The organism is Pseudomonas sp. ARP3, from assembly GCF_001029595.1.
GTDB classification, from domain to species: domain Bacteria; phylum Pseudomonadota; class Gammaproteobacteria; order Pseudomonadales; family Pseudomonadaceae; genus Aquipseudomonas; species Aquipseudomonas rhodesiae.
Window position 1 is genome coordinate 36,886 of the sequence record NZ_LEKF01000026.1, and the last position, 25,986, is coordinate 62,871.

Sequence of the window (25,986 nt, forward strand, 5' to 3'; positions counted from 1 at the left end):
TCTGCGTGCTTGCAGCGAGGCCGTATTTTCCCAGGAGCAGGCATGTCGCATTTTACTGGCTCTGCGAACTCGATCCGCCTGATTGGTGGCGCCCTGGTATTGGACTTTATCAATACCACCAACGGACGACGCCCTGGCACGACGCTCAAGGTGATGGAGGAACGGCTCACCAGCTTTCCATTCTTCTTTGAATGGGCGCTGCATGCGTCGCTGGTCTCGCCCCATGAGTTTGAACATTACAAGCCCATGGTGTTTGAGTGGCCTATTGCCTATCAGCCGAACCTGGAGGCGGTGATTGCTTTCAGAGAATGCCTATACGCGGTGTTTTACCCGCTGGCGCTGCACCAGCCCATTTCCGATGCGGCGTTGGCGCAGATCAATCTGACCTTCCAGCAAGGTGTGGCCTGGCGCGAGCTTCGGGCGGTCGACGGTCAACCTGCCTGGGTCTGGAAGCCCTGTACGTCGGCCCAGGAACTGACCACGATGCTGCTCGGGCGCCTGGCGATCGACGCCACGCAATGGTTGGTACCCGGGGCGCTGCAGGGTTTGAAGTGCTGCGGCGCCCATGACTGCGATTGGATATTTCTGGATGTTTCCAAGAACAAGCAGCGCAGATGGTGCCAGATGAGCGTGTGCGGCAGCCGGGAAAAATCCAGTCGACTCAAGCACGGCAGGCCGCCTTAGTCGTCGCGCGGTCAATCACGACGGGTAGCAATTGCTCCACTTAATAGGAAGCATTACTATTCACGCCCGCCTATCCAGTGCCTTCGCGATGATCCCTCAGCCGCCCCGCAGAACAGGCTTTTTCGAGCACTATGAAGAGCTGATCGGGACCTGGACGCGTCGCTTGAGAAACCGTCAGCAGGCCGAAGATCTGGCCCACGACACCTTCGTACGGGTGCTGGAATCCAGTTCCGCCGATGTGCAGCAACCGCGCGCCTATCTGCATCAAACTGCGCGCAACATTGCGGTGGACGCCTATCGTCGCGACGACCGCCGCGACGCCGCATCAGTCGATGCCTTCGTTCAATGCTCGCCCCACGCCGGCGATCCGGAGCATGTCATGCACGCGATCCAGTTGGCGGACTCCATCGAGCGGGCGCTGGCCGAATTGCCGCTCAACTGTCGGCGGATCTTCATTTGGCAGAAAATCGAGGGGCTCACCCAACAGGAAATCGCCGAACGCCTGGGTTTGTCTAAAAACATGGTGGAAAAGTATATGATCCGCACGCTGCGGCATCTGCGCGACCGCCTGGACGCGCCGACACCATGACTCGTATCGAAACAGGATCTTCCGCGATGGACAACCGTGCCCGTGAAGAGGCCGCGCAGTGGTTCGCGCGCGTGCAGGACGGCGAACTGAGCCCCGAGCAAGCCCGACGGTTCGAGGCTTGGCGCGCGGAACATCCAACCCATCAATACGAATTCGACGTGCTGCAAGGCCTGTGGCGGGCCGCCGACCTGCTGCCCGAGGCGCGCTGGCAGGCGTTGTGCGAAGCGCCGGCCGAACGGCCTCGCAAGCCTGCGCTGTGGCGTTATGCGGTGGCGGCCAGCGTCGTCGCGGTCGCCGTGGGCCTGGGTTTGTTCAGCGGGCTCGATCATTCCAAGGTCTACCGCGCCGAATTCAGCACGCGTCTTGGGGAGCATCGCCAAGTGGCCTTGCCGGACGGTTCGCTGATCGACCTCAACAGCCGTAGCGTGGTTGCGGTGACATACGAAAACGCCCGGCGCGGCGTTGAACTCAAACAGGGCGAGGCGATGTTCAGCGTCGAACACGACAGCAGCCGCCCCTTTGTGGTGGCCGCCGGGGCGGGGCAGGTCACGGTCACCGGCACCCGCTTCGATGTGCGCCGCGATGACGACCAGACTCGCGTCGCGGTCGAGGCGGGCACGGTGCAGGTCCAGGGGCGTGTGGCGGAGCAGCGGGTCACCTTGACCGCCGGTCGTGGCACCCATGTGGACCGCCAAGGCGAGGTGGCGACGGCCTACGCGGTAAACGCCGAGGAGCTGACGGCCTGGCGTACCGGCAAATTGGTGTTCAACAACGCCACACTGAGCGACGTGGCCCGGGAAGTGTCGCGCTACCGCGAGCAACCGTTGCGGGTCAGCGCGCCCGCCGTCGCCAACCTGCGCCTGACCAGCGTATTCAAGGCCAACGACACCGACGCCTTGCTCAAGGCTCTGCCGCGCATCCTGCCGGTGGCTTTGCGTACGTTGCCGGACGGTAGCCAGGAAATTATTTCGCGCTGACATTCAGGTTTTTTCCCCGTTCGTCGTCTTCTCCTGCAACTGCAACTGGTTTGCATTAACGGCCGCATACTTTTGCGATCACAGGACAAGGTTCGACGTGAAAAAAATCGCCCTCCACAACAATAAAATCCGCCGCTGGGTGCCCTTGGCCCTGGCGCTCGCCGTCAGCGCCTCGGCCAATGCCGACGACGCAATTCACATCCAGGCCCAACCCTTGGGCGCGGCCCTGAGCCAACTCGGCCAGCAGACGTCCCTGCAAGTATTCTTCAGCCCCGAGCTGGTTGCCGGTAAACGCGCGCCTGCGGTGGACGGCAACCTCAGTGCCGAGCAAGCCTTGCGCCAATTGCTGCAAGGCAGCGGTCTGGACTACCAGATCGACGCCGGTTCGGTGACCCTGCGCCCGCAAACCAGCGGCAGCGGTGAAGCCGGCTCGCCGATTGAGTTGGGCGCCACCGATATCCGGGTCGTCGGCGACTGGCTCGGCGACGCCAATGCCGAAGTGGTGCAGAACCATCCTGGCGCTCGCACGGTTGTCCGCCGCGAAGCCATGGTGGAGCAGGGCGCGATGAATGTCGGCGATGTGCTGCGACGGGTGCCCGGCGTGCAGGTGCAGGAGGCCAACGGCACCGGTGGCAGCGATATTTCCCTCAACGTCGGCGTGCGTGGGCTGACGTCCCGTTTGTCGCCACGCTCCACCGTCCTGATCGACGGTGTGCCAGCCGCGTTCGCGCCTTATGGCCAGCCGCAGTTGTCGATGGCGCCGATTTCCGCCGGCAACCTGGACAGCATCGATGTGGTGCGTGGCGCCGGTTCCGTGCGCTACGGTCCGCAGAACGTCGGTGGCGTGATCAACTTTGTAACCCGGGCGATCCCCGACACGTTCTCCGGCGAAGTCGGCACCACCCTGCAAACCTCCGCCCATGGCGGCTGGAAGCATATCGAGAACGCCTTTATCGGCGGCACGGCCGACAACGGTATCGGCGCTGCGCTGTTGTATTCCGGGGTCAACGGCAACGGTTATCGCAACAGCAACAATGGCAATGATATCGATGACGTGATCCTCAAAACCCATTGGGCGCCGACCGATCAAGACGACTTCTCGTTGAACTTCCACTATTACGATGCCAGCGCCGACATGCCCGGCGGCCTGACCCAACAGCAGTTCGACGCCAACCCGTACCAGTCGGTGCGCGATTGGGACAACTTCAGTGGCCGCCGCAAGGATATGTCCTTCAAGTACATCCGTCAGATCGACGACCGCACTCAGGCCGAAGTGCTGACCTATTACGCCGACAGTTTCCGAGGCAGCAACATCGCCAACCGCGACCTGAAAACCATCAGTTCCTACCCGCGTACCTACTACACCTTCGGTATCGAGCCGCGTGTGTCCCATGTGTTCGACCTAGGGCCTAGCACCCAGGAAGTCAGCGTGGGTTATCGCTACCTCAAAGAAGGCATGCACGAGCAAGCCACCAGCCTCAACCTGGTCAACAACGTGCCGACACCTGGCGGGCAGAGCGACGGTCATGTCTACCAGGACCGCACTGGTGGCACCGAGGCCAATGCGTTCTATATCGATAACAAAGTCGATATCGGCAAGTGGACGATTACCCCGGGCATTCGCTTCGAAAATATTCGCACCGAATGGCATGACCGCCCGGTGATCGCCCTGAACGGCACGCGCACCCCGGAAAAACGCCGCGAAGTGCATAACAATGAACCCCTACCGGCCCTAAGCGTGATGTACCACGTCTCTGATGCCTGGAAACTGTTCGCCAACTACGAAACGTCGTTCGGCAGCCTGCAGTACTTCCAACTGGGGCAGGGTGGCACCGGCAATCAGACGGCCAACGGCCTGAACCCGGAAAAAGCCAAGACCTATGAAATCGGCACGCGCTACAACGACAGCGTGTGGGGTGGCGAAGTGACGCTGTTCTACATCGACTTCGCCGATGAGCTGCAATACGTCAGCAACGATGTGGGCTGGACCAATCTCGGCGCCACCAAGCACGCCGGTGTCGAAGCGTCAGCGCATTACGACCTGGCCAATCTGGACCCGCGCCTGGAAGGCCTGACCGCCAATGCCGGGTTCACCTACACGAAGGCCACCTCCGAGGGCGATGTGCCCTTCAAGGGGCGCGATCTGCCGTTGTACTCCCGCGAAGTGGCGACCCTGGGGCTGCGCTACGACATCAATCGCTGGACCCATAACCTGGACGTCTATGCCCAGTCTGGCCAGCGTGCCCCCGGCACCACCAGCACTTACGTGACTCAAGGCACGGCCGATGGCCAGTTCGGCGATATTCCGGGCTACGTTTCGGTCAACCTGCGCAGCGGCTATGACTTCGGCCCATCCTTGTCGAACCTGAAGTTGGGCGCGGGGGTGAAAAACGTGTTTGACCAGCAGCACTACACGCGCTCCAGCGACAACAACGCCGGACTGTACCTGGGCGAACCGCGTACGTTCTTTGTACAGGCCAGCGTCGGGTTCTGATCCTCGAACGCTTGGGAAATATCGCAGCTCAACAAGGGGCTGCGATTTTTTTTGCCCGTTTCCTACAGGTGTAGCGTGCATCTGGTTGTCCGATCAGGAACCGAATCCGACATCCCCGCCACAGATGGGCTAGCTGCCGCGCTTCGACGCGCCGTCGCAGTGGCAGGCTGAATATCACGCCCCCTTGTGTTGGAGAACATTATGTCGGTATCGACACTTGATAAATCCTTGTCTGCTTCGCCTTCCCATGACCGTTTACAGGACAGTCCCAAAACCGACGTCAAGGCTCGTCGCCCGGCGCCTGAGGCCCTGTCCTTTTCGGACCGCAACATGGCCAACGTCAGTTTCTCTTCGCGAGAAAACAAGGCCGGTCCCGTTTTTGGTGATCCGCAGACGCCGACGGAGCGCCATTATCCTGCGTCTCCCGCTATGCACCACAGCGTGACGGCCATGCGTCCAGGCTTTATGGACCCGTTCCGACACTGGATGCACACTTGCTTCGGTTGGCCTCGGCCGCCACACCGTCCGTGCTCGGGTAATCCTCCGCCACGGCCGCAGCCTGGTTGCGGTAACCCGCCGCCACGCCCAGACCCCACCATCGGTAAACCCTACCCCACGTGGCCGGGCCGGCCTGATTCGGAGTACTCGCTCAAGAGCAATGAACAATTGGCAACGCAGCTGCGCCGTAATTTCAAAGCTTTCATGGACCCTAAAAATCCCGGTTTCGTGAGCATCGACAGCATTCAGACGATGGCCAAAAAAGGTTGGTCCCCGTTTTCCAGCGTCAACGATAACATTCGCCTGGCCAAGGAAATGCTGCGCCGTCCAGAACTGCTGAGCGCCCTCGACCGGCACAGCTCCACCGGCGCACTGGACGGTCTAATCGATCGGCAAAACGTGGACCTGGTCATCGGTGGCAAAAATTACTTCAAATATAAATCCGATAAAGAGTTGGTCGGGGAGCTCCTCAAGCACTTCAACGAATTGAAAGACGGGCCATGGTCTAGGGACATCAATATCCAGGATTTGAGAAACCTGGCGCGAGAGCCTTTGACTGGCGATTCTTCTAGAGACCATCTGGTGCAGTTGGCGCAGGAACTGCTCAAGCGTAACGATCTGGTCACAAGGCTGGATGACCTAGCGAGCCGAGAGTCTGACGAGCGAATCAATCTGCTCGCGCTTTTTATGCTGCGCTCTTGACTGAGCGGCACCGCAACCCGGTTGCGGTGCCTGCCACCGTTTTGTAAGGAACTGATTACGTTGATATGCCACATAGGAAGTACCTGCCGGAGTTGATCAAACCGGCTGATTTTCGGGCTCCGAGCCAGGGCAAACACAATGACTTCGACCTCGTTTCAATCACCTCATCACGGTTTTCACGAACCGTTTCGCAGCCTCCACGATGGCGATCCTGTTCGGTCAGCAGGTGCCTTGGCATCGCCGGACTTGCAGATGTCACCTGCCCTGTATGCCGCCCAAGCACGTCGCATGAAAGCCTTTGCCGGCCAGCGAAAGTTTCAGGCGCCGGTTGCCGATGATTTCTCCCGGGGCATGCTCGCGGCCGGGCAGGCTTCGAATGATGGCATCAAGTCACTCAAGCTCCCAGGGCTGTTCGAGGGCCTGGCCGCTTGGTGGCGCCGCAGGCTCGATTGAATCCGCCGGATGGCGATGTACTTCTGGCCCAGTGGTTACAAACGCTCAAATTTTACCGAGCGCGACTCGCCTGTCCTGCTGGAACCAGGGTTTTCCGAGCACCACTCACTCTTGGCCTGTTGAGTCAGGTGCGCAGCGATCGACCCGATAAGGTTTGGTCCGCGGAATCTAACTATGCTGGAGAAAAAAAATGGCTGACTGGCTGAATAATTTGAGGCAAGTAGCGCCTGGGCCGAATCTGAGCACAGGCAGTGGTCATGCGCATTGCGCAGTCGCTGAGCGCGCGCAGGGCACGTCACTTCCCCCTCAAGAGAGTCAGTTGCTTGATAGTCGATTTCGGAGCAATGGACAGGAGCATTTTGACGCTCGAGACTCATATTCAGGCGGTTCGCAGGTAGGCAACCCGTATGCCCGCTCGGACGACCAAGTGTTGGCGACCCAACTGAACAACGTTTTTCCCATGCTCGGTGATTTCAAGAAGAATGGTCGCCTGACTCTGGGCTCCTTGGAGGCGATTGCGAAAGAGGATCCCAAGGAAAGCAAGGCGCTTGAGCGCACGATCATGCTTGCGCGGGAGATACTCAGCCGCCCGCGGCTGGCCGACGCGATTGTTGCCAAGGGGGGCGAGATAACCTCGGCCAGTCTCGAAAAGGTCGCCAGTTATGCCACAGGCAACACCCATCCCAACACCCAGAGTGCCGACCCGTTTCATTCGAAGACCGACGCACAGGTGGTTCAGGCGTTCAGAGGGATGTTCGATGACTTGCGGGACCCATCGCAAGACTCCAATTTCTTTTTTGAAAAGCACCGCTACGTCAAGAAAGACAAGCTTATCGAGATGAGCAAGGACCCCGACGAAACAGACAAACACGGGCAGGTAGTACGCGACGCGGCCACCGGCTTTCCCAAGAAAAAATACAGCGAGCTGCAGGTCTACATGGCCAAAAACCTGGTGGAGCGGCCAGGTTTGCTGGCATCGCTGGACAGCACCAAGGCCAATGGCACCAACCTGTTCGGTAGCCACAACAATGGCTCGTTGAAGAACTACAGCATTGACCGTTGGTTGAAAAACGACAAGGAAGAAAAGGGACGATAAGGCCCCTGGCTACCTATGAGCTTCTCGATCCAACGCGCAAGCTCATGTCGTTCACACCCGCAGTATTTTTCCGCTGATTGCCACTGCCACCAGCAATATTCCAATCACCAGAAAGGCCGTGGCCAGGCTGCTGCCATGGGCGATGAAGCCGATGGCAGCAGGCCCGGTCAGAATGCCGGCATACCCCAACGTGGTTATGGCCGGCACGGCAATGTGTTCGGGCATGACCTTCTGTTGCCCAACGGCGGTGTAGAGCACCGGCACAATATTCGAGCATCCCGCCCCCACCAATGCGTAGCCGAGCAATGCGACCTCCCAGGCAGAAGACAAGGTGGCGAGGAAGATACCGCTGGCGGCCAGCACACCACCCACAATAATCACCTTCTTCGCGCCCAAGCGCCGCACGATGGCATCGCCGGTCAGGCGCCCGGCCGTCATGGTCAGGGCGAAGGCTGCATAGCCCAGGCCGGCGTAGGCCTCGTCCAGGCCGCGTTCGGCGCTCAGGAACACCGCGCTCCAATCCAACACCGCGCCTTCGGCCAGAAACACGATAAAGCACAGACAGCCGATAAACAGCACTACGCCATGGGGCACCGCAAACGCCGGTCCTGAACTTTCGCTGCCATAAGGCAATAAATGCGGCCCAGCCTTGAGCAGCGCCGCGAGCGTGATCACGATCACCACCAGCGTCGCCTGCAGCGGTGTCAGCCCCATTCCCAGCAAACCAGCAACGCCTGCCGCGCCGACAATCCCGCCCAGGCTGAACAAACCGTGAAACCCGGACATCATGGTTTTGCCGCTGGCCCGTTCGACGATCACCGCCTGCAGGTTCACTGTAGAATCCACGGTGCCCAGCCCGGCGCCAAACAGAAACAACCCGACGATCAATAACGGGATCGAGCTGACCGTGGCCAGCAGCGGCAAGGCCAGGCAGATCATGATCGTGCCGGCCGTGAGTACACGTCGACAGCCAAACCGCGATGCCAGCGCACCCGCCGCCGGCATCGCGATGATCGAACCCACCCCCAGGCACAACAGCAGCAGGCCCAGGGTGCCCTCACTCAGTTCCGCGCGGGCCTTGGCGTACGGCACCAGCGGCGCCCAGGCGGCAATGCCGAAACCGGCGATAAAAAAGGCGATGCGGGTCGACATTTGCTCCAGTCGCCCGGGAACCACGGGCGCTGAGGTGGGGATGGCTGTCATGAAAAGTCCTTGGTTTTGCGTTCAACGAACGATGTCCGGCGCGACATCCTTGCATATCAGGCCCTCGCGAGCGAGCTGGGTTCCCCGATCAGCATTGAGCGTGAATTTTCTTTTTACAAACCTGGAACGCAATCGGTGATGAACGCCACACAGGTGTTGTCGCTTCTGTAGGAGGCGTTCTGGAAGGTGTGTAATCCCCGCACAAGGTGATGAACCCCGGGCTTTGCGCGGTGGCTTACCACCCTCCAGGCCGCTTCGCACAAATGCGCCGTTCTGTAATACGCTGCTGTTCCCCTAAGTCGGAAACCGGACAACAGCATGACTCAGTTCTACGATGCCCGAGGCAATGTGTATGGCGTGGTCAGCCCGGCAGCGCTCCGGCGTCAGGGCGTTCAGCTACCCGACGACCCCGTCCAGGCCGCGCGTACGCGCAAAACCTGGGCCGCCTTGGCCATCGCGTCCGAATGCGGTTGGGGTTCACTGCCGCGTCCAACGGATGCCAAAGACCATCGGTGCGATGGCTTGCTGGTCGGCCCGTTTCAGAACGAGCCGCCATTTGACCTGTTGATCGTTAACACCGACGGTTCCCTGGCTGAGCGCAGTGGCAATGGTTTGACGATTTTTGCCCAGGCACTCACGGATCAGGGCTTGATGACCGACACATGTGAGTTGCGCGTGCACCATGACCAGCCTGACGGGTACTCGCCTGTGGCCACGCACATCGCCCCCGCCGTGCATGACCACACCGCAGGGTTCTGGTTGACCCTGGGCGTGCCCGAGTTCGGGCCATCGGCGGTTGGCGCGCAAGGGGTAGAGCCGGTGCTGCTCGGTGACGCTGAACTGAGCCAGGTGGACGCGCTTGCGGCCATCAATCCGAATTGGACCCACAGTCAGTTCGTGCGCGTGGGCAACCCCCATTGCGTGACCTTGGTCGATCGCATTGCCGACCTGCCGGACAACGGGACAATGCAGCAACCTTCCTTGTTCGGTCCCCTACAGGCCATTGCCTTCGCCCCGCCGATCGGTGGCGGGCAGCCGTGCATGGCTGGAGTTAATTTGCAGTGGGCCGCCAGGCTCCCCGGCAATCGTATGGCGGCGCGAGTCTTTGAGCGAGGTGAAGGCCCCACGGCGTCCTCTGGAACCAGCGCCAGTGCGGTGGCCTGTGCGGCATGGCGAGCGGGCTGGGTAGAGGCTGGCGACGTCGCAGTGGTCATGCCGGGTGGTACTGCGCCAGTGCGCTTGCAAACTCAAGACCATGGGTTGCTGAGCGTCAGTCTGTTCGGGGCTGCACGGCGCCAGGTCTGAGGGTTTCATTGCGCTGACGTCTATAAGTGGGCGTCAGTTTCTTCTTAATTAATTAACTTGTTTTCGCAAGTTGGTGTAGGCCCTTTCGTGCACTTCGGAAGTAGTACTTTGTCGCGATTTATTATTTTGTAAAAGACACTTCCATTACCTCCGTACGAAACTTCTTTTTTGTTTTCCAACAGTCGATTTTTGCCTGAAATCGCTAAGCTTCAGGGCTCTGGCTCAAACTCTTTCGCCAGGTTCTCGACGTTCAGTGGCGGGGTTTCAGTCCACTGATCAATTCAGTTGGGTCATAACCAAAGCGGGTAACAACGGATGGTTAACGCGTTTGTTTCTTCAAGTTTTAAATTGATTCTCCCAGGCGTAAATACCGACTTTCAGGTGCTGGCGTTCAACGGTCAGGAGGTACTGGATCAACCGTTTTTCATTCAAGTGCAAGTGACCAGCGAAAACCCGTCGCTGGAGCTTGAGGCATTGCTGCACCAGCCCGCCTACCTGGATTTCGGCGACGCTGATCAAGGCCTGCACGGTCAGGTATACGCCGTCGGTCGCGATGACCCTGGCCGCCGATTGACCCGCTATCACCTCACCTTGGCGCCGCGTCTGGCCTGTCTGGCCCATCGCTGCGATCAACGGATTTTCCAGCAACGCAGCGTGCCCCAGATCATCGCCGCGGTGCTTGAGCATCACGGCATCCTGGCCGATGCCTACCGGTTCGAATTGGGCCCGGTGATCTATCCGCCGCGTACGTTCTGTGTGCAGTACGCGGAGACCGACCTGCATTTCATCCAGCGGCTGTGCGAGGAGGAGGGGATTCATTACCACTTCCGCCACAGCGAGCATGCCCATGTGCTGGTATTCGGTGATGACCAGACGGTATTTCGACGTCTACCCATGCAACATTATTCGGCCAGCGGCGGGCCCGAGGCGCCGACGCGGGTTATCCAGCGGTTCGATGTGCGCCTGTCCATCCGCAGTCGGCAAACAGTGCGGCGCGACTATGACTTTGAACATCCTTCTCTGCGCCTGCAGGACAGCGCAAGTATCGAGCCCGCGCACCGGCTTGAGGACTACCGTTATCCAGGAGGATTTACCGGCCATGTCCGCGGTGCGCAACTGGCGCGTCGCGGTCTGGAGCGCCATCACAGCGACCGGCATCGTGTCTTGGGCAGGAGTGATCAGCCGGTCCTGCGCAGTGGGCACTTTCTAGAGTTGCAGGATCATCCGGACCCGTCCTGCAACGATCTGTGGCTGATCACCTCGGTCCGTCATGAAGGCTATCAACCTCAAGTGCTGGAAGAAGCCGTCGTTGAGTCCGAGGGGTTTCAGGGTTACCGCAATCGTTTCACCGCGATCCCCTGGCGTTCGACGTATCGACCTCCGCTCAAGCATCCCAAGCCCACCATCAACGGCAGCCAGACCGCTACCGTGACCGGGCCGGCGGGGGAGGACGTGCATTGCGACGACTATGGCCGGGTCAAAGTGTGTTTTCACTGGGACCGTCTGGATAAGCGCGATGACAAAAGCAGTGGTTGGGTGCGGGTGGCATCGGGTTGGGCTGGGGATGGATTCGGCGCCACGATGATCCCGCGGGTGGGCATGGAGGTGGTGGTGACCTTTCTGGAGGGCGACCCGGACCAGCCCTTGATCACCGGCTGTGTGCCCAATGCGCTGCACATGCCTACCTACCCCTTGCCGCAGCACAAAACCCGCAGCGTCCTGCGTAGCCGTAGTTCCCCGGGCGGCGGCGGCTTCAATGAAGTATTCGTGGAGGACCGGCGTGGCGATGAGCTCATTTATCTGCGTGCTCAACGGGATCTGGAGCAACGGGTTGGTCATGACAGCCGCCTGGAGGTGGCGGGCGAGCGGCACGAAACCATTCGGGGCTTGAGTTCGACTCGCCTGGAACACGAAGCGCATCAGCACATCGCCGGCGACCGAAAGGTTGTGTTGCAGGCCAATGACCACCTGCGTGTGCACGGCAGCCGCCAAGTCCATCTTGACCAAAACCTGGTCATTGAAGCCGGTCAAGAAATTCATCTCAAGGCAGGGGCCAGCCTGATCATCGATGCGGGGGCTCAGTTGAGCTTCAAGGCGGGGGGTGAACATCTGGTGATTCAGGCCGGCGGCATTTTCAGCAGTCGACCCGTTGTGGTGGGTGGCATCCCTGCCATCACGCGATCGGCCGCGCCGTTGGCGCCGGGTGAGGATGTCGCAGCACCGCTCGCTCGGGTTGACGGTCCGAAGATGTCCCCTACCCAGGGGATGATCATGAGCCTGGCCAAGCAGTTGGGCGCGGATTTTTGCCCGGTGTGCAAAGGCTGTGGCGAGGGCGTGTGCGATATCAACGGGAGGGCGGCGTGATGGATAACCTGGCTCACCATTGGATGGTTCGCCAACAGCAGGCGGGGCTGCGATTGTGCCTGGTGCTGGATGGCACAAATGAGGCGTGCCAGTCGTTGTTGGCGGTGCGCAGCGTGTCGCAGTATTGCCGCTTCTACGCCCAGACCTCATTGGCGGATTTGGCCGCAGAAGGGCCTGTAGTCCTGCTGCTCGATCATGTCGGCGAGCCCGCGCTGCTCAGCCTTCTACGAACCCCGCAGATGAACTGGGGTTGGCTCGGCAGTGTGGCAAGCGCGGAGCTGTCGAACCTCGCACAGCACTGGCGAGACAGGCTACTGGTAGGGCCGCAGGGGGATCAGGCGCTGTACCGCTTTTATGACAACCGCACCCTTGCGCGGGCCCTCGACCATTTGGCGCCGGAGCAGTGGCCGCCATACCTCGGTCCACTGATCAGCGTGTGCTATTGGCATGAGCAGCGCTGGCATAGCGCCGACAACGCGGCGCCCGGCGAGTACCCAGTACCCGAGCCTGCGCCGTGGCTCAGTACGCCCAACCCGCAAGCCGACGCCATTCTGCACGCTAACATCCTGCGTTACCTGCTCGCCGAACACAGCGAGGACCTGGCGGCACTGTTCGAATTTCAAGACCCGAAAGTCTGGCTTGCCCAGGTGTTGGAACAGGCGCGTGCCTGGCAATGGAACCGGCCGGAACAGCTGGAATTCCTCGTGGTACGGCGCTTGGAAGAAGCCACTCGCGCCAGCAAGGTGCACTGGCCGCCCATGGCCGGAGAATTACCTGAAGACCACTTTCAACGGGTGGTGAAGCAATGGCGCTCAATGGAAAAAGCCGATGAGTAAACGAAGATGGTGCGCACTGTTGGCGCTGAGTATGAGCGGGCTAGTGGGCTGCACGATGAAACCGCTGGACAGCTTTACGCTGGAAGTGGATTTGCCGGCGGACTTTGAACTTAAAACCGCAGCCAACTACGGGCCCGCGACGGGCGAAACCTGCACTCTACCCAGGCGTCGAGGTAAACGGCCCGAGCGGAAGGTTTTTTTTACGGACTACAAGCCGGTGGCCAACCGGGTGAGCTATGAGCTGCCGTTGGGTGAAAAGGTGGAAGGGTGTCCGTTGGTGTTGCGTAGTGTGGAGTTGGGTTTTTCAGCGAAATGGGGACTTCGGAGAACGGATGTGGGGGGAGACATTGGCGATATTTCAATCCTCGATCGTTTAGAGACTGATACACGATGGATGCCTGATTCGGGAGTTCAGGAATTAAGAGGGGAGTGTGAGTGGAGGTTTCGGACTGTCGGCCCTTTTCACGGAATTAGGAAAATCCTGAAATGCCATTCACTGAGCGCCACCGGCCAAGTGCAGAAAACGCGGGCGGGAGGATTTGCGCAACGAGATGACCTGTCGGGGAAAACGCTCAGAATGGTGCTGAATTTATCGGAAGTTGAAAGACCTGCTGTTGACAACAATTGGATCGCTGTCCCAGGCGGCTGGAAGCGCTGCCGTGGGGAGGGTTTCGAAGACACTTATGCGTTTTGCAACGGTGATAACTCTCATTTCAAACCCATAACAATGCCAGATGGCCGGGTCTGTGATGTCTATCCATCATGTAACTAAGGAGCCAATCTATGGATCTGGATGCACGGAAGCACCCATTTTTCAGTAACAGCAAACCTGCTTGCCCATTACGGGGGGATTGGTTGAGTTTTTGCCTGGTCGATGAGTTTGGAGTAGGGAACAGCTATGGCGGCTTACCCTATACGGTCTACGACAGTGCAGGGCAAAAGCATGAGGGCAGACTTGACGCAGATGGATTCGCAAAGTTACGAGATATATATTGCGGTCCCGTCACTCTCATTTTTGACGATCTGTACACGGGGGCAGAGCGGCTGTATCAATGGTTGATGAGGCGCCCCACTTATCGGTTGCCTATTACCGAACTTCAGTTTCGTGCCGAGCGCACGCGATTTGCTGCCGCTGACGGTCGTCGTATTGAACACAATCCTGCTCGGCAGCGGGCAGACAAGTTTTATCAAGTCGAAGTGCGCGATTTAGTAAGGCACGTTGCTCATTTGCCCCCAACCGCTCCTCGTGTTCATCAACCGCAACGCCATGCCCTGAAAATGCTGGCTGACCTGGGATTCGGCGTACCTGAGCCAATGTTGGCGGGAGTCGTTCTGTTTCCCAACAACCACACGGTGCTGGAAGTGCGCCCGCTACGCGCTTTGCGCCCGGCTCTTTCGAGTGAGGACAACTTTTGTGCCTTGAACCTGTATCAGCTGTCATTGATGGCGGCCTTGAGTTATTGCGATTTTGGTCAGGAACCTCCAAAAAAGCCTGTGGATCAAGTCCGTTTTCCGCTGAATCCAAGTGTAGGCAATCTATTTGCCGAACAGCTTTCCAACTACGAGGAAGCCTGGAAAATTGATCCAGAACAGGTACAGCGTTTTTTTCCCCTTTATGAAGAGGTCCCCTATTCGCAACGATTTGAGATTCTTCCTTTCGACCCGTATTTGTATCCACAGAATCGTCCGGAACTTGAGAATAAGCAGGAGCATCCCGCAAATTTGCACTTTTTCGATGACGAAAAATTCGGCACCGATACTCAAGCGTTCATTACCCATCACGATGAGGTAATCCTGATTTCTGTGCGTGGTACGTTCAGTAATGCCGACGTCCTGCGAGATGCAGATGCTCACCAAGTATCTTTCGTCGAAGGTATTGGGAAGGCCCACCAAGGTTTTTATGAGGCTTATCGGGCGATGCGGGATTTCGTCTTGCGTTATCTCGATCAGTTCCACAACGGCCAGCGCATCGTCATTTGCGGTCACAGCCTTGGTGGTGCTATCGCATTATTATTGGCAGAAGGCTTGCGCAGAGTCCCGGACGCTCGCTACAACATCCTCCTCTACACCTACGGCGCTCCCCGCGCCGCCGATTCCGAATTCGTCGCCGGTGCATCCGCTCTGGTCCATCACCGTATCGTCAACCATAACGATCCGGTCCCCAGCGTTCCGGCGCCGTGGATGAACACTACCGCCAAACTGTGGGTTCCCGGTGCGGTCACCTTGTTCAGCGCGCCCACGCCGGGCGGGCTGTTGTTCGCGGCCGGTCTGGTGCGCGTCGGTGGCAATCCTTATCAACACCATGGCGAACAACAGCATTTCATGCCGATCACACTGCCCGACGGCACCCCGTCCTCGGTGTTATGGAAGCCCGGTTGTGAGTCCATTCAGGAGGCCGGGGTCAACCGTGCATTGAAACTGCATGGCGACACGCCCCTGCGTGAGAATTTCTTGAGGCAACTGTTCCAGGCGAGTCAGCACTTCATGACCGCCAGCTATATCCCGGCCGCCTGGGCCACATTACGGCGTTGGCAGCAGGCCTTGGACAGTCAGGGTTCGCTGGTGACCCAGCGCGAGTACGAGCTGGTGGATCGGGCGCTGGAAACCATGCGTCAGCAATTGCGCGACAAGCGGAGTGAGCTGGACCGCAGGCCTGTGCCAAATGGGCGCAGCCATGTCCCCGAACACTATCATCAGGCCCTCAATGCCGAGATCGACCGCTTGCACACTAGCCGTCGACGCCTGGAGAGCCTGCGCTGGCGTCGCCTGGAGGCACGCGATGTGTACGGCAGCCATGCGCAGTCCGTGCACCTGCAAGGCTGCCTAAACCGTTGGTTCAGCCATCGTGAAAACCGCGAGTTGCCGCCAGTGGCCAGCATCCCTGCGGCGGCGCCCAGCGAGCGGGGCAGGGCACATCCACTGGATATCGACTCGATTGTCTGAAGCGCCGGCTTACATGAACGCGACCTGGGCCGGCTGGCGTTTCATCAGTACTTTGCCGTTGCGGATCGAGTAGAGCGGCAGGCCCTGGCTGCGGATTACCTCGTAGTCGCTGTCTGCCGAGAGGATCAACAAGTTGGCGGGGCGCCCAGGTTCCAGGCCGTAGCGCTCGCCCAGGGCCATCGCCTTGGCGCTGTTGTCGGTGACCAGGTCCAGAGCACTTTGCAGGTTGCGATAGCCGAGCATGTGGCAGATATGCAGACCGGCTTCCAGCACGCGTAGGATGTTGCCGTTGCCCAGGGGGTACCAGGGATCGACGATGGAGTCCTGGCCAAAGCACACGTTCATGCCGGCCTCCAGTAACTCGTTCACTCGGGTCACACCCCGGCGCTTCGGAAAGCTATCGAAGCGCCCTTGTAGATGGATGCTCTCGGTGGGGCAGGAAACGAAGCTGATGCCGGAATGCCCCAGCAGGCGAAAGAGTTTGGCGCAGTAGGCGTTGTCGTAGGAGCCCATGGCGGTGGTGTGGCTGGCGGTGACGCGTGCGCCCATGTCGCGGCTGCGGGCTTCTTCGGCAAGCACTTCAAGAAAACGTGAGTGCGGGTCATCGGTTTCGTCGCAGTGCACGTCCACCAGGCAGCCGGTGCGTTCGGCCAGGTCCATCAGGAACTTCACCGAACTCACGCCCTGGTCGCGGGTGTATTCGAAGTGCGGAATGCCGCCGACCACATCGGCACCCAGACGGATGGCTTCCTCCATCAATTCGCGGCCGTTGGCGTAGGACTCGATGCCCTCCTGGGGAAACGCCACGATCTGCAGATCGATCAGGTGTGCGCTTTCCTCGCGCACCTGCAACATGGCCTTGAGCGCCGTGAGCTGCGGGTCGGTGACGTCGACGTGGGTGCGTACATGCTGGATGCCGTGGGCGGCCAGGGCTTGGATGGTTTGTTTGGCGCGGGTGCGGGTGTCTTCCTGGGTGATCGTGGCTTTGCGTTCGCCCCAGCATTCGATGCCTTCGAACAAGGTGCCGCTCATGTTCCAGCGTGGCTCGCCGGCGGTGAGAGTGGCATCGAGGTGGATGTGCGGTTCGACAAAGGGCGGGATCACCAGGTTGCCGGCAGCGTCCAGATCATCGGTCCCCAGGGATGGCACGTTGGTTTGTGCGGTGATGCTGGCGATCCGGCCGTTTTCCAGGTGCAGATCATGCAGGCCTTCACGGTGGCGCAGGCGAGCGTTGATGATGTGCATGGGCAAGTTCCTCTTGGCTAAAAACAATCAGGCAGATAGCCGCCAGATCATCAGGGCGATACCGATGTCCAGGCGGTCATAGGCGTTGTCCAGCGTCAACCCGCACAGGGCTTCGATGCGCTGGATTCGGTGTGTCAGGGTGTTGCGATGTACGGCCAGGCGCTGGGCGGCGGCCATCAGATTACCATTCTCGTGAAACCAAGCTTCCAAGGTCGGCATCAAGCTGGGGCCGTGCTGCAAGTCGTGACGCAGCAAAGGGCCCAGGCGCTCCTTGAGGAATTGGTCGAGCAGCGCGCGATCACGCACCCCGCTGAGCAACTTGAGCACTCCCAGTTCGTCGTACACGCACAGCCCGGCGCGCTCGCGGAAGCGTCGCGCGGCGGCCAGGGCCTGACGCGCTTCATCCTGGGCCTGGGCCAGGCGGGCCGCCGGGTGCGCGGCGGCGCTCAGGCCGATAAACAATTTGAGCGGGGCCAGGCGCAGGTTCAATGGGCTCAACCACTGCGCCAGTTGATTGCGGTTGACCAAGGCGGCCACAGCGTCCGGCGCCGGCAGCAGCAGGGTCCATTGCCCGGCGCGGCCCAGGATCGGTACGGTCGGTGACCACTGGCGCAAACGCCGACCGATCGCGTCGTGTTGCCGCGTTAGGTGCGCCTCCACCTGCGCCGCATCGCCCTGGGCAAACAGCGCTTCACTGCCCTCCAACTGCAACTGCACGACCTGCCAGTGCCCCGTCAGCGGCATGCCCAATTGCGCGGCGCGGTGCAGCAGGATGTCCAGGGACTGATAGTCGCCGGCCAGCAAGCGCTCCAGCACATCGTGCCGCGAGCGTCCCAATTGCTCGGACTGGATCAGCGCCGAGCCGATGGCTTGGGTCACCAGCACCATCTTCAGCGAATAGGGCTGCTCGATCAGCGGCATACCGGCAGCCGCGGCGGCGTCCAGCACGCGCAGGGGGATGGCCTGGATATACGTCGGCCCGGTGAGCACCACCAGCCCGGCGACCTGGCGTTGACAGGCCTCCTCCAGCAGTTGCAGCAGGTTGGCCTCATCGCGGGGATGGTTGATACCGGTGACAAACACCAGCTCACCGCCCAGCACCCATTCGGCGATCCCGCTGTTTTCCGCCACATAGGGCCAGCGCACGGGGTTATCCAGGCCCGTCTGGCCGGCACGCAGGGTCAGGGATTCCAAACCCGGCAGCGCCAGCACATCGGCGACGGTCAAGCTCATGCCTGGACGTCAGCCAATGGCGCACGTACCCGCAGGAGGGCGCTCAATATGATGTAGGTCAGCGATGCCGCGACAATCCCTACCAGCGGCGCTACCCACGGCGAGTTGAAGGCCAGCACAGTGCCCACCGCGTAGGCGAGGAGCCCCGGCCAGTTGAACGCGGGCAAGCGTGTTTGCGCCAGGCGTGGGTATTGACCACGGTAGCGGTAGAAGAAGTCCGCCATGATCACCCCTCCGATCGGCGGGATCACCGTGCCTAGCAGGATCAGGTACGGCACCAGCATGTCGTACATGCCCAGCAGCGCCAGCAATGTGCCGATCACCGCGCCGGCGAGGGTCACGGTCTTGCGGCGTTTGGTGCGCAGCAAATTGCAGCCGGCCACCGCGAAGTTATAGATGGTGTTGTCCTGGGTGCTCCAGATATTGAGCAGCAGCATCGCCATCGCAGCCATGGCAAAACCCTGCAATAGCAACACTTCCACCACATCCGGCTGTTGATAGACGATGGCGCCATAAGCCCCGATCAGCACCATCAGCCCATTGCCGACAAAGAAACCAATCAGGCTGGCCAGCACCGCCACCTTGGCCGAGCGGGAAAACCGCGTCCAATTGGTAGCCTGGGTCGCGCCGCTGACAAAGGTGCCGAACACCAGAGTAATGGCCGTGGACAGATCAAGTTGACCGGTTGGCACCACCGCCAGCAACCCTTGCAGTCCGCCGACTTTCACCGTAGCCACCCACATCGACAACACCAGCAGGATGCCCATGGCCGGCACTGCGATGTACGACAGAATCTCCAGCCCGCGATAGCCCACGTAGGCGGTGGCGCAGAACACCAGGCCGAACAGCACCATCAACACCAGCACGCTGCCCTGGCTCAGTTCGAAATACTTGCCGAGCACCACGGCGGCGGTGGCGGTGCCCCAGGCGTACCAGCCGATCTGGGTAAAACCGAGGATCAGGTCGCTGAGCTTGCTACCCACCTCGCCAAAGCAGAAACGCCCCATCAACACCGAGTTCAAACCGCTCTTGAAGGCGATATAGCCCAGGCCTGCGGCGTAAATACCCAATAGCAGGTTACCGAGGGCCACGACACCGAGCATCTCGGTGAAACTGAACGCCACCCCCAATTTGCCGCCGGCAAACATGGTTGCGGTAAAAAAAGTGAAGCCCAGCAGCACCATGGCGGTGGACGCCAGGCCTTTACGTGCATGCATCGGGACTTCGCTCAAGGGGTAGTCATTGCCGGATTCTTGCTGCGTCATGTGCCTTGCTCCCTGAATGAGTGACGCAGGCCCATTGCACCACGCGTGCCAAGCCGACAGCAGTGGTGGACGCACGGCGCCGGTTGTGCAGCATGCACAATTTTGCGCGCCAAACAGGAGGGCTAAGCTCAAAGCACTGTTCGCCATGCCCAGTAGGGCACGAAAGCGGTGCAGGGGTGATACAAAATGGATCAGTCGAACAAGGTCTGTGTGGTCTCGCCGCGATGAAACGCAAACGCCGCCTGCAGATCGCTTTCGATGGTGCGCCCACGGGACAACGGCGGAAGATCGTCCAGGCTGAAAAAGCCCACCTCAGTGGTTTCGATACCGGCCACCGGCGCTGACTGATCGATGGGCTCACACAGGAAATACAACTTGTAGAAGTCCCGCACATCCGGCCGATACAAGCCTTTGGCTTTGTGCGTCACGCTGTACAGCGCCCGCGCCGTTACTGTCAGCCCGGCCTCTTCATAAATCTCCTTGATGATGTTTTCCGACGCCGACAGGCCAATATCGGCATAACCCCCCGGTAGCGCCCAGCAACCGTCGGTGGCTTCGCGCACCAGTAAAATCCGCTCCCCCTCGATGACGGCACCGCGCACGTCAATCATCGGCGTCGAATAGCGCTGGGCGAAATCCGGCACCAGACCGGTGATGCGCTCAAGGGGCACATCGCCCAGCTGCGCAAGCATGCTGTGGGCGATCCGGGCGATTTCTTCCAGGCGTTCGCGCTCGAAATCATCGGTGCAAAAATGCAACCCCGTGGACGCCAACGCTTGCAGGCGCTTGGCCTGGGCCAGCCACGTGTTCTCCATTGCATTCTCCTTGATTGCAGGCAAAAGGGCTGGCTGAAAGGGTGCAACGCCAGGCACAAAAAAACCACCGCAAGGATGGTTTTTTTACCGCGCCGGTTTATTCGCCGCGGTAGATGCAGCCGCTGGTGCAGGTTTCGTGGATACGGATCGCGCTCAGCTCAGGCAGCAACGGTTTGAGTTCATTCCAGATCCACTTGGCCAGCACTTCGCTGGTGGGGTTTTCCAGGCCGGGAATGTCGTTGAGGTAGTTGTGGTCCAGACGTTCGTAGAGCGGCTTGAAAATCGCCTTGATCTCCGAAAAGTCGCGAATCCAACCGGTATGGGGATCCAGGTCGCCACTCAGGTGGATCGCCACCTTGAACGAATGCCCATGCAGGCGCCCGCATTTATGGCCGTCCGGCACGTGCGGCAGGCGGTGGGCGGACTCGAAGGTAAATTCTTTGAAGATTTCCACAGTGTTTTAAGCTCGGTCAGTATCTGGCAGGCGGCGAGTTTAACAGCTTGCTCCCTCGCCGCGCATACCGCTGGGTCACAGCGCCTGCAAGCGTTCGCCCAGGCCGCCGTTGTCGCCCAACTGCAGAAACTCATCCCCCAGCCGCCGGCTCTCGCTCATCGCGGTTTGCCAGTATTTGTGGCGGCTCGGGTCGTCGCCCATAAAGCGTTTGAAGTCGCTGCGGTCCGGCAGTTTGCCGTGGGGCAGGCGCGCCAGGTAGTCCCTTGAGGGCGCGAGCAGTAACACGTCCTGCAAGCCCTGAGGGTTGCTGCGCCGCCACGGCAGGCCCTTGTCGAACCAGCCGGGGATGACCCGGTCGGTGAAATGCGGGTACAGCACGATGTCGTCGCCGTGGTAGGGCAGGTCGAGGTGGTAGTCCAGCAGGCCGCCGTCGCGGTAGGTGCCTTGGCCCGCGCCGGGCAGGTCGCGTACGCCTTGCATCACCATGGGGATCGAGCCCGACGCCAACAACGCCTGGCGCAGGTTGCCCACTTCCAGTTCGAGGAAGCGCGATGGGAAGTCCTTGAGCGGATGCACCGGCGGCGGCTGGCGCGGGTCGTGGACGATCAGGCGTTCGAAGTGCCGCGACAGACGTGCGCGACCGCGCAGGTTGTCGGCAATCACCGACGACAGGCCCAGGCCCAGGCGTCCGCGATGGTCATCGGCGAGCAGGCCGTGGCTTTTGACCACCATGATGTTGAGTCGGTAGTCGGGGTTGTCCAGCACCCGCGCATCCCGGCCGGCCAGCAGGTCGTCGAGCATGCGCACGCAGCTCTGGCTGACTTGGGCCATGGTCACGCCTTTGGCGAAATGTTGCGCGTTATACAGGCGACCGAGGTCCAGCAGGCCCTGCACCGGGTCGGGCAGGCATGCGCTGGCAAAGCGCCAGGAGCCGATGGACGCGCCGATCAGCGCGCGCTGCCGTGGCGCACGCGGCAGCCAGTCGCCGAACAGCGCCAGGTCCAGGCCCTGGATGCCCAGGGCCTTGGGCCCGCCGGCCGCGCCGGGAAGAATGCCGACATCCGCCGGCTTTAGGCCCTGCTCACGAATACGTGCCAACGCGCGCGTGCCGGCCTTGAGGGTCAGCGCGGGGAATTTGATGTGGATGGCTGTCATACCGATCTCTGTTGAAGCGGGGTGTAGGAGCACGCGTGCTCGCGAAAAACGTTAACCATACCGCGTGAATCCGGAATAAACACCGTCGTTTGTCGCGTCGGCTTGGAATTGCCATGGTGGCAATTCAGTTTCAGTTAAGTTGCAGTCGTTACCGTGTCCGGCGTAGGAAAACATTGTGTAACGGAGACTTATCATGAAGCGCCTCACAGCTCTGGTCGCCGCCGGTATCATCGCTTCCACGGCGACCCAGGCCGGAGCCGTGGACCCCGACAAACCACTGACCGTGCCTGCCACTGTTACAATTGTCGCCTTCGATCAATTGGAAGCCACCGCCCTGGCCCTGCACCCTGGTTCGACCTTACTCGACACCGACCTGGACGAGGCCTATGGCAAGTACATCTATGAAGTCGAACTGCAAGACCTCGACGGCATTGAATGGGATGTTGAATTGGACGCGCTCACCGGGCAGGTTCTCAAGAATCATCAGGATACGTAATGAAGGTAAATTTACGCGCCAGCAGCCGATGGCCGCTGGTGCTCATGGTGTTCTGCTCAAGCCTGGCGGCGCGCGACCTCAATCAAGATGAAGCCCTGGCGCTGCGGCAGCAGGGCGTGATCCTGCCGCTGGAACAGCTGTTGCAACAGGCCATGGCGCGCCATCCCGGCTCGCGCCTGCTGGAAGCCGAGCTTGAAAAAAAACACGGGCAATATGCCTATGAAGTGGAACTGGTGACCACCGACGGCGTGGTGCGCGAAATCAAGCTGGACGCCACCAGCGGCGTGCTGATCAAAGACGAGGAAGACTGATGCGCCTGCTTCTGGTGGAAGACAACGTACCCCTGGCCGATGAACTGCTGGCCGGCTTGCAGCGCCAAGGCTATGCCGTCGACTGGCTGGCCGATGGGCGCGACGCCGCATACCAGGGCCGCACCGAGCCCTACGACCTGATCATCCTCGACCTCGGCCTGCCCGGTCTGCCGGGGCTTGAGGTGCTGGCGCAATGGCGCGCGGCGGCGCTGGCCACCCCGGTGCTGGTCCTTACTGCCCGCGATTCCTGGGCCGAGCGTATCGAAGGGCTCAAGGCCGGTGCCGATGACTACCTGAGTAAACCCTTTCATCCCGAAGAACTGCACCTGCGCATCCAGGCGTTGCTGCGTCGTTCCCACGGTCAAGCCAACCAACCCACCCTGCAAGCCGCCGGCCTGCACCTCGACGAGGGGCGCCAGTGCGTGCTGCGCGATGGCGAAGAGGTCCAACTGACCGCCGCCGAGTTTCGTCTGCTGCGCTATTTCATGCTGCACCCTGAGCAAATCCTGTCCAAAAGCCATCTGGCCGAGCATCTGTATGACGGCGAAACCGAGCGCGATTCCAATGTGCTGGAGGTGCACGTCAATCACCTGCGCCGCAAGTTGGGCCGCAGCGTGATCGAAACCCGGCGCGGCCAGGGTTACCGGTTTGGCGCCAACCCCGCATGAGGTCGATTCAACGGCGCCTGAGCCTGGGGCTGATCAGTGTGATGGTGATCGTCGGCGTGGTGCTGGCGCAGACCAGTCTGTGGTTGTTCGAAGCCGGTCTGCAGCGATATCTGGAGGCAGGGCTGCGCAACGACACGGAAAACCTGCTGGTGGCTCTGGTGCGCGGGCCTAACGGCGTACAGCTGGACGAGCATCGTCTGTCACCGGCTTACCAGCGGCCGTTTTCGGGCCATTACTTTCGTATCGATTTTGCCGACACCCACTGGCGCTCTCGCTCACTATGGGATCAGGAACTGCCGCGCCTGCCCGAGGCGGGTCTGAAGGGCAACCTGCAGCTGGGGCCTGAAGGCCAGCAACTGCTGGTGCTACGTTCGGACTACAAGCGCTTTGGTCAGTCGATTTCCATCAGCGTGGCCCAGGATTACACGCCAGTGCGCGAAAGCTTTCGCCTGATGCGTCAGATCGGTCTGGTGCTGGGCTTGGCGGCGTTGCTGCTGGTGCTGGTGCTACAACGGGTGACTGTGCGCCGCGCCTTGCGCCCGCTGGAAACCGCGCGCAACCAGATCGCCCAATTGCAGCAAGGCCAACGCTCGCAGCTCGACACTCAGGTGCCGTTGGAGCTGGAACCGCTGGTGGCGCAGATCAACCACCTGCTGGCCCACACCGAAGACAGCCTCAAGCGTTCCCGCAATGCCCTGGGCAACCTTGGCCATGCGCTGAAAACCCCATTGGCGGTATTGCTGAGCGCGGCATCCAGCGAGGCGCTCAAAGACCATCCCAAGCTGAGCGCCTTGTTGCGCGAGCAATTGGAGCAAGTGCAGCAACGCCTCAATCGTGAACTGAACCGCGCCCGTCTGGCTGGCGAAACCCTGCCCGGCGCCTTGTTCGACTGCGAACAGGAACTGCCTGGCCTGCTCGCCACCTTGAACATGATCCATGGCGAACACTTGGACCTCAGCTACCATGCCGCCTCCGGCCTGCACTTGCCTTGGGATCGCGAAGACCTGCTGGAGTTGCTGGGCAATCTGCTGGACAACGCCTGCAAATGGGCGGATGCCGAGGTGCGCCTGAGCATTGATGAAACCCCCCACAGCTATTGGCTTGCGGTGGAAGACGACGGCCCCGGCATCCCCGAAGCCCAGCGCGATCAGGTGCTCAGCCGTGGCGCGCGTCTGGATGAGCAGATCGACGGTCACGGCTTGGGCCTGGGGATCGTGCGCGATATCGCCGAGGTGTGGGGCGGGGTGTTGCGGTTGCAGGACAGCCCCTTGGGCGGTTTAAAAGTGCTGGTCGAATTACCCAAGCGCCATGCCTGACAGGCGGCAAACGGGAGCAAGCTCCCGCCCACCCTGGGTGGCCTTCAAGCGTCAGACCCGGAACTGATCCATCAACCCCTGTTGTTGATTGGCCAGGCTGTTCAGCGCCTGGCTCACCCGCGCCGATTCATTGGCCTGCTCCGACAGCGATTCGGTCACATCGCGGATGGTCGCCACGTTGTGGTTGATCTCTTCGGCGACGGCGCTTTGCTCCTCCGCGGCACTGGCGATTTGCAGGTTCATATCGCTGATCACGGTGACCGCGTCGCCGATCTGGCGCAGTGCGGTGACGGCCTGGCCGACCTGTTCGACACTGCCCTGGGCCTGGCGATAACTGCTGCCCATGGCACCGACCACGTCGGTGGTGCCGCTCTGCAAGTGCTCGATCACCAGGCGGGTTTCCTCCACCGATGCCTGGGTGCGTTGCGCCAGGTTGCGCACTTCGTCGGCCACTACTGCGAAGCCACGTCCGGCCTCACCGGCACGGGCGGCTTCAATCGCGGCATTGAGCGCCAGCAGATTGGTCTGCTCGGCGATGCCTCGGATCACTTCCAGCACCGAACCGATCTTCTCGCTGTTGGCCGAAAGGCCTTCGACCTGGGTCATGGCGGTGCTCATGTCCGCCGCCAGTTGACCGATATTGGCGGTGGTGCGGTCTATCACGTTGAGGCCATCGCGCGTCGCCTGGTCGGCCTCGCGCGCTGCCTGAGCCGCCTGTGCCGCGCTGCGGGCCACGTCCTGGGCGGTGGCGCTCATTTCATGGGAAGCGGTGGCCACCTGGTCGACCTGGCGGTACTGCTGCTCCATGCCGGCGCTGGTCTGGGTGGCGATCGCGGCCGACTGGTCGGCGGTGCCACGGGCGTCTTGTACCGAGCGTTTGACCT

At 60.7% G+C, this 25,986-nt stretch carries 24 protein-coding genes; 16 read left to right on the forward strand and 8 right to left on the reverse strand.

All coding sequences use genetic code 11. The annotated features are described in order from the left end of the window. The first annotated feature begins 42 nt into the window (after positions 1-42). The 7 genes from ABX75_RS23845 (at position 43) to ABX75_RS23875 (ending at position 7,493) form a co-directional block, all read left to right on the forward strand. Complete coding sequence (locus ABX75_RS23845) at positions 43-684, forward strand: CGNR zinc finger domain-containing protein (RefSeq protein WP_034096829.1); 642 nt, start codon at positions 43-45, stop codon at positions 682-684. Positions 685-772: 88 nt separating this feature from the next. Beyond that, a complete protein-coding gene (locus ABX75_RS23850; protein WP_034096830.1) occupies positions 773-1,273 on the forward strand; it encodes a sigma-70 family RNA polymerase sigma factor in 501 nt (166 codons plus the stop codon). Between the two features lie 26 nt (positions 1,274-1,299). Then, positions 1,300-2,250 (forward strand): FecR family protein, encoded by a 951-nt coding sequence (locus ABX75_RS23855; protein WP_034096831.1) that lies wholly within the window; start codon positions 1,300-1,302, stop codon positions 2,248-2,250. A 97-nt stretch (positions 2,251-2,347) separates the two neighbouring features. Beyond that, positions 2,348-4,744, forward strand: coding sequence for a TonB-dependent receptor (locus tag ABX75_RS23860; RefSeq protein WP_047882782.1), 2,397 nt, complete (start codon positions 2,348-2,350; stop codon positions 4,742-4,744). 201 nt (positions 4,745-4,945) lie between these two features. Continuing rightward, positions 4,946-5,944: a type III secretion effector protein gene (locus ABX75_RS29515; RefSeq protein ID WP_034096833.1), complete on the forward strand. Its 999-nt coding sequence runs from the start codon at positions 4,946-4,948 to the stop codon at positions 5,942-5,944. A 252-nt stretch (positions 5,945-6,196) separates the two neighbouring features. After that, the gene (locus ABX75_RS23870) at positions 6,197-6,397 is read left to right on the forward strand and encodes a type III secretion effector protein (RefSeq protein ID WP_232925227.1); all 201 of its coding nucleotides are present in this window, start codon (positions 6,197-6,199) and stop codon (positions 6,395-6,397) included. 190 nt (positions 6,398-6,587) lie between these two features. After that, positions 6,588-7,493 (forward strand): hypothetical protein, encoded by a 906-nt coding sequence (locus tag ABX75_RS23875; protein WP_236238711.1) that lies wholly within the window; start codon positions 6,588-6,590, stop codon positions 7,491-7,493. A gap of 51 nt (positions 7,494-7,544) precedes the next feature. Here ABX75_RS23875 and ABX75_RS23880 read toward each other — a convergent pair whose 3' ends face one another. Beyond that, positions 7,545-8,696 (reverse strand): MFS transporter, encoded by a 1,152-nt coding sequence (locus tag ABX75_RS23880; RefSeq protein ID WP_034112856.1) that lies wholly within the window; start codon positions 8,694-8,696, stop codon positions 7,545-7,547. A 318-nt stretch (positions 8,697-9,014) separates the two neighbouring features. On the opposite strand from ABX75_RS23880, the gene ABX75_RS23885 reads away from it, so the two are divergent. The 5 genes from ABX75_RS23885 to ABX75_RS23905 all read left to right on the forward strand — a co-directional run bounded on the left by ABX75_RS23885 (position 9,015) and on the right by ABX75_RS23905 (position 16,144). Beyond that, positions 9,015-10,001 carry a DeoR family transcriptional regulator gene (locus tag ABX75_RS23885; RefSeq protein WP_047882783.1) on the forward strand — a complete coding sequence of 329 codons (987 nt, stop codon included), beginning with the start codon at positions 9,015-9,017 and terminating at the stop codon, positions 9,999-10,001. 315 nt (positions 10,002-10,316) lie between these two features. Then, positions 10,317-12,365, forward strand: a complete 2,049-nt coding sequence (locus ABX75_RS23890; RefSeq protein WP_047882784.1) for a type VI secretion system tip protein VgrG — start codon at positions 10,317-10,319, stop codon at positions 12,363-12,365. Beyond that, positions 12,365-13,201, forward strand: a complete 837-nt coding sequence (locus ABX75_RS23895) for a DUF4123 domain-containing protein (protein ID WP_034096837.1) — start codon at positions 12,365-12,367, stop codon at positions 13,199-13,201. The genes ABX75_RS23890 and ABX75_RS23895 overlap by 1 nt, the downstream gene beginning before the upstream one ends. Further along, positions 13,194-13,973, forward strand: coding sequence for a hypothetical protein (locus tag ABX75_RS23900; protein WP_034096838.1), 780 nt, complete (start codon positions 13,194-13,196; stop codon positions 13,971-13,973). The genes ABX75_RS23895 and ABX75_RS23900 overlap by 8 nt, the downstream gene beginning before the upstream one ends. An 11-nt stretch (positions 13,974-13,984) precedes the next feature. Beyond that, positions 13,985-16,144, forward strand: coding sequence for a lipase family protein (locus tag ABX75_RS23905; protein WP_047882785.1), 2,160 nt, complete (start codon positions 13,985-13,987; stop codon positions 16,142-16,144). 9 nt (positions 16,145-16,153) lie between these two features. On the opposite strand, the gene codA is transcribed toward ABX75_RS23905, so the two are convergent. The 6 genes from codA to ABX75_RS23935 form a co-directional block, all read right to left on the reverse strand. Then, entirely contained in the window at positions 16,154-17,389 is a 1,236-nt protein-coding gene (gene codA / locus ABX75_RS23910; RefSeq protein ID WP_034096840.1) for a cytosine deaminase, read from the reverse strand. Positions 17,390-17,416: 27 nt separating this feature from the next. Further along, positions 17,417-18,622, reverse strand: a complete 1,206-nt coding sequence (locus ABX75_RS23915) for a PucR family transcriptional regulator (RefSeq protein ID WP_047882786.1) — start codon at positions 18,620-18,622, stop codon at positions 17,417-17,419. Continuing rightward, a complete protein-coding gene (codB, locus tag ABX75_RS23920; RefSeq protein WP_034096842.1) occupies positions 18,619-19,887 on the reverse strand; it encodes a cytosine permease in 1,269 nt (422 codons plus the stop codon). The genes ABX75_RS23915 and codB overlap by 4 nt, the downstream gene beginning before the upstream one ends. A 191-nt stretch (positions 19,888-20,078) precedes the next feature. Then, positions 20,079-20,702, reverse strand: a complete 624-nt coding sequence (locus tag ABX75_RS23925) for an NUDIX hydrolase (protein WP_040267770.1) — start codon at positions 20,700-20,702, stop codon at positions 20,079-20,081. Between the two features lie 97 nt (positions 20,703-20,799). Then, positions 20,800-21,156, reverse strand: coding sequence for a 6-carboxytetrahydropterin synthase QueD (queD, locus tag ABX75_RS23930; RefSeq protein ID WP_003173033.1), 357 nt, complete (start codon positions 21,154-21,156; stop codon positions 20,800-20,802). 75 nt (positions 21,157-21,231) lie between these two features. Then, on the reverse strand, positions 21,232-22,311 hold the full coding sequence (locus tag ABX75_RS23935) for a hypothetical protein (protein ID WP_047882787.1): 1,080 nt from the start codon (positions 22,309-22,311) through the stop codon (positions 21,232-21,234). 193 nt (positions 22,312-22,504) lie between these two features. On the opposite strand from ABX75_RS23935, the gene ABX75_RS23940 reads away from it, so the two are divergent. From ABX75_RS23940 to ABX75_RS23955, 4 genes are read left to right on the forward strand one after another with little or no spacing between them, the layout of a single operon-like run. Further along, on the forward strand, positions 22,505-22,807 hold the full coding sequence (locus tag ABX75_RS23940) for a PepSY domain-containing protein (RefSeq protein WP_034096845.1): 303 nt from the start codon (positions 22,505-22,507) through the stop codon (positions 22,805-22,807). Beyond that, positions 22,807-23,118 (forward strand): PepSY domain-containing protein, encoded by a 312-nt coding sequence (locus ABX75_RS23945; protein WP_034096846.1) that lies wholly within the window; start codon positions 22,807-22,809, stop codon positions 23,116-23,118. Before ABX75_RS23940 ends, ABX75_RS23945 begins: the two co-directional genes overlap by 1 nt. Next, positions 23,118-23,786: a response regulator transcription factor gene (locus ABX75_RS23950; RefSeq protein ID WP_034096847.1), complete on the forward strand. Its 669-nt coding sequence runs from the start codon at positions 23,118-23,120 to the stop codon at positions 23,784-23,786. The genes ABX75_RS23945 and ABX75_RS23950 overlap by 1 nt, the downstream gene beginning before the upstream one ends. Then, complete coding sequence (locus ABX75_RS23955; RefSeq protein WP_047882788.1) at positions 23,783-25,102, forward strand: sensor histidine kinase; 1,320 nt, start codon at positions 23,783-23,785, stop codon at positions 25,100-25,102. Before ABX75_RS23950 ends, ABX75_RS23955 begins: the two co-directional genes overlap by 4 nt. Before the next feature lie 51 nt (positions 25,103-25,153). Here the strand turns inward: ABX75_RS23955 and ABX75_RS30095 are convergent, their stop codons facing one another. Continuing rightward, positions 25,154-25,909 carry a methyl-accepting chemotaxis protein gene (locus ABX75_RS30095; RefSeq protein WP_371264007.1) on the reverse strand — a complete coding sequence of 252 codons (756 nt, stop codon included), beginning with the start codon at positions 25,907-25,909 and terminating at the stop codon, positions 25,154-25,156. Between the last annotated feature and the right edge of the window lie 77 nt (positions 25,910-25,986).

Bases quoted from the DNA above. Each gene is read 5' to 3' on its own strand.
- ABX75_RS23845 (WP_034096829.1), top strand. From the start codon at position 43: ATGTCGCATTTTACTGGCTCTGCGAACTCGATCCGCCTGATTGGTGGC.
- ABX75_RS23850 (WP_034096830.1), top strand. From the start codon at position 773: ATGATCCCTCAGCCGCCCCGCAGAACAGGCTTTTTCGAGCACTATGAA.
- ABX75_RS23855 (WP_034096831.1), top strand. From the start codon at position 1,300: ATGGACAACCGTGCCCGTGAAGAGGCCGCGCAGTGGTTCGCGCGCGTG.
- ABX75_RS29515 (WP_034096833.1), top strand. From the start codon at position 4,946: ATGTCGGTATCGACACTTGATAAATCCTTGTCTGCTTCGCCTTCCCAT.
- ABX75_RS23870 (WP_232925227.1), top strand. From the start codon at position 6,197: ATGTCACCTGCCCTGTATGCCGCCCAAGCACGTCGCATGAAAGCCTTT.
- ABX75_RS23875 (WP_236238711.1), top strand. From the start codon at position 6,588: ATGGCTGACTGGCTGAATAATTTGAGGCAAGTAGCGCCTGGGCCGAAT.
- ABX75_RS23880 (WP_034112856.1), bottom strand. From the start codon at position 8,696: ATGACAGCCATCCCCACCTCAGCGCCCGTGGTTCCCGGGCGACTGGAG.
- ABX75_RS23885 (WP_047882783.1), top strand. From the start codon at position 9,015: ATGACTCAGTTCTACGATGCCCGAGGCAATGTGTATGGCGTGGTCAGC.
- ABX75_RS23890 (WP_047882784.1), top strand. From the start codon at position 10,317: ATGGTTAACGCGTTTGTTTCTTCAAGTTTTAAATTGATTCTCCCAGGC.
- ABX75_RS23895 (WP_034096837.1), top strand. From the start codon at position 12,365: ATGGATAACCTGGCTCACCATTGGATGGTTCGCCAACAGCAGGCGGGG.
- ABX75_RS23900 (WP_034096838.1), top strand. From the start codon at position 13,194: ATGAGTAAACGAAGATGGTGCGCACTGTTGGCGCTGAGTATGAGCGGG.
- ABX75_RS23905 (WP_047882785.1), top strand. From the start codon at position 13,985: ATGGATCTGGATGCACGGAAGCACCCATTTTTCAGTAACAGCAAACCT.
- codA (WP_034096840.1), bottom strand. From the start codon at position 17,389: ATGCACATCATCAACGCTCGCCTGCGCCACCGTGAAGGCCTGCATGAT.
- ABX75_RS23915 (WP_047882786.1), bottom strand. From the start codon at position 18,622: ATGAGCTTGACCGTCGCCGATGTGCTGGCGCTGCCGGGTTTGGAATCC.
- codB (WP_034096842.1), bottom strand. From the start codon at position 19,887: ATGACGCAGCAAGAATCCGGCAATGACTACCCCTTGAGCGAAGTCCCG.
- ABX75_RS23925 (WP_040267770.1), bottom strand. From the start codon at position 20,702: ATGGAGAACACGTGGCTGGCCCAGGCCAAGCGCCTGCAAGCGTTGGCG.
- ABX75_RS23935 (WP_047882787.1), bottom strand. From the start codon at position 22,311: ATGACAGCCATCCACATCAAATTCCCCGCGCTGACCCTCAAGGCCGGC.
- ABX75_RS23940 (WP_034096845.1), top strand. From the start codon at position 22,505: ATGAAGCGCCTCACAGCTCTGGTCGCCGCCGGTATCATCGCTTCCACG.
- ABX75_RS23945 (WP_034096846.1), top strand. From the start codon at position 22,807: ATGAAGGTAAATTTACGCGCCAGCAGCCGATGGCCGCTGGTGCTCATG.
- ABX75_RS23950 (WP_034096847.1), top strand. From the start codon at position 23,118: ATGCGCCTGCTTCTGGTGGAAGACAACGTACCCCTGGCCGATGAACTG.
- ABX75_RS23955 (WP_047882788.1), top strand. From the start codon at position 23,783: ATGAGGTCGATTCAACGGCGCCTGAGCCTGGGGCTGATCAGTGTGATG.
- ABX75_RS30095 (WP_371264007.1), bottom strand. From the start codon at position 25,909: ATGGAGCAGCAGTACCGCCAGGTCGACCAGGTGGCCACCGCTTCCCAT.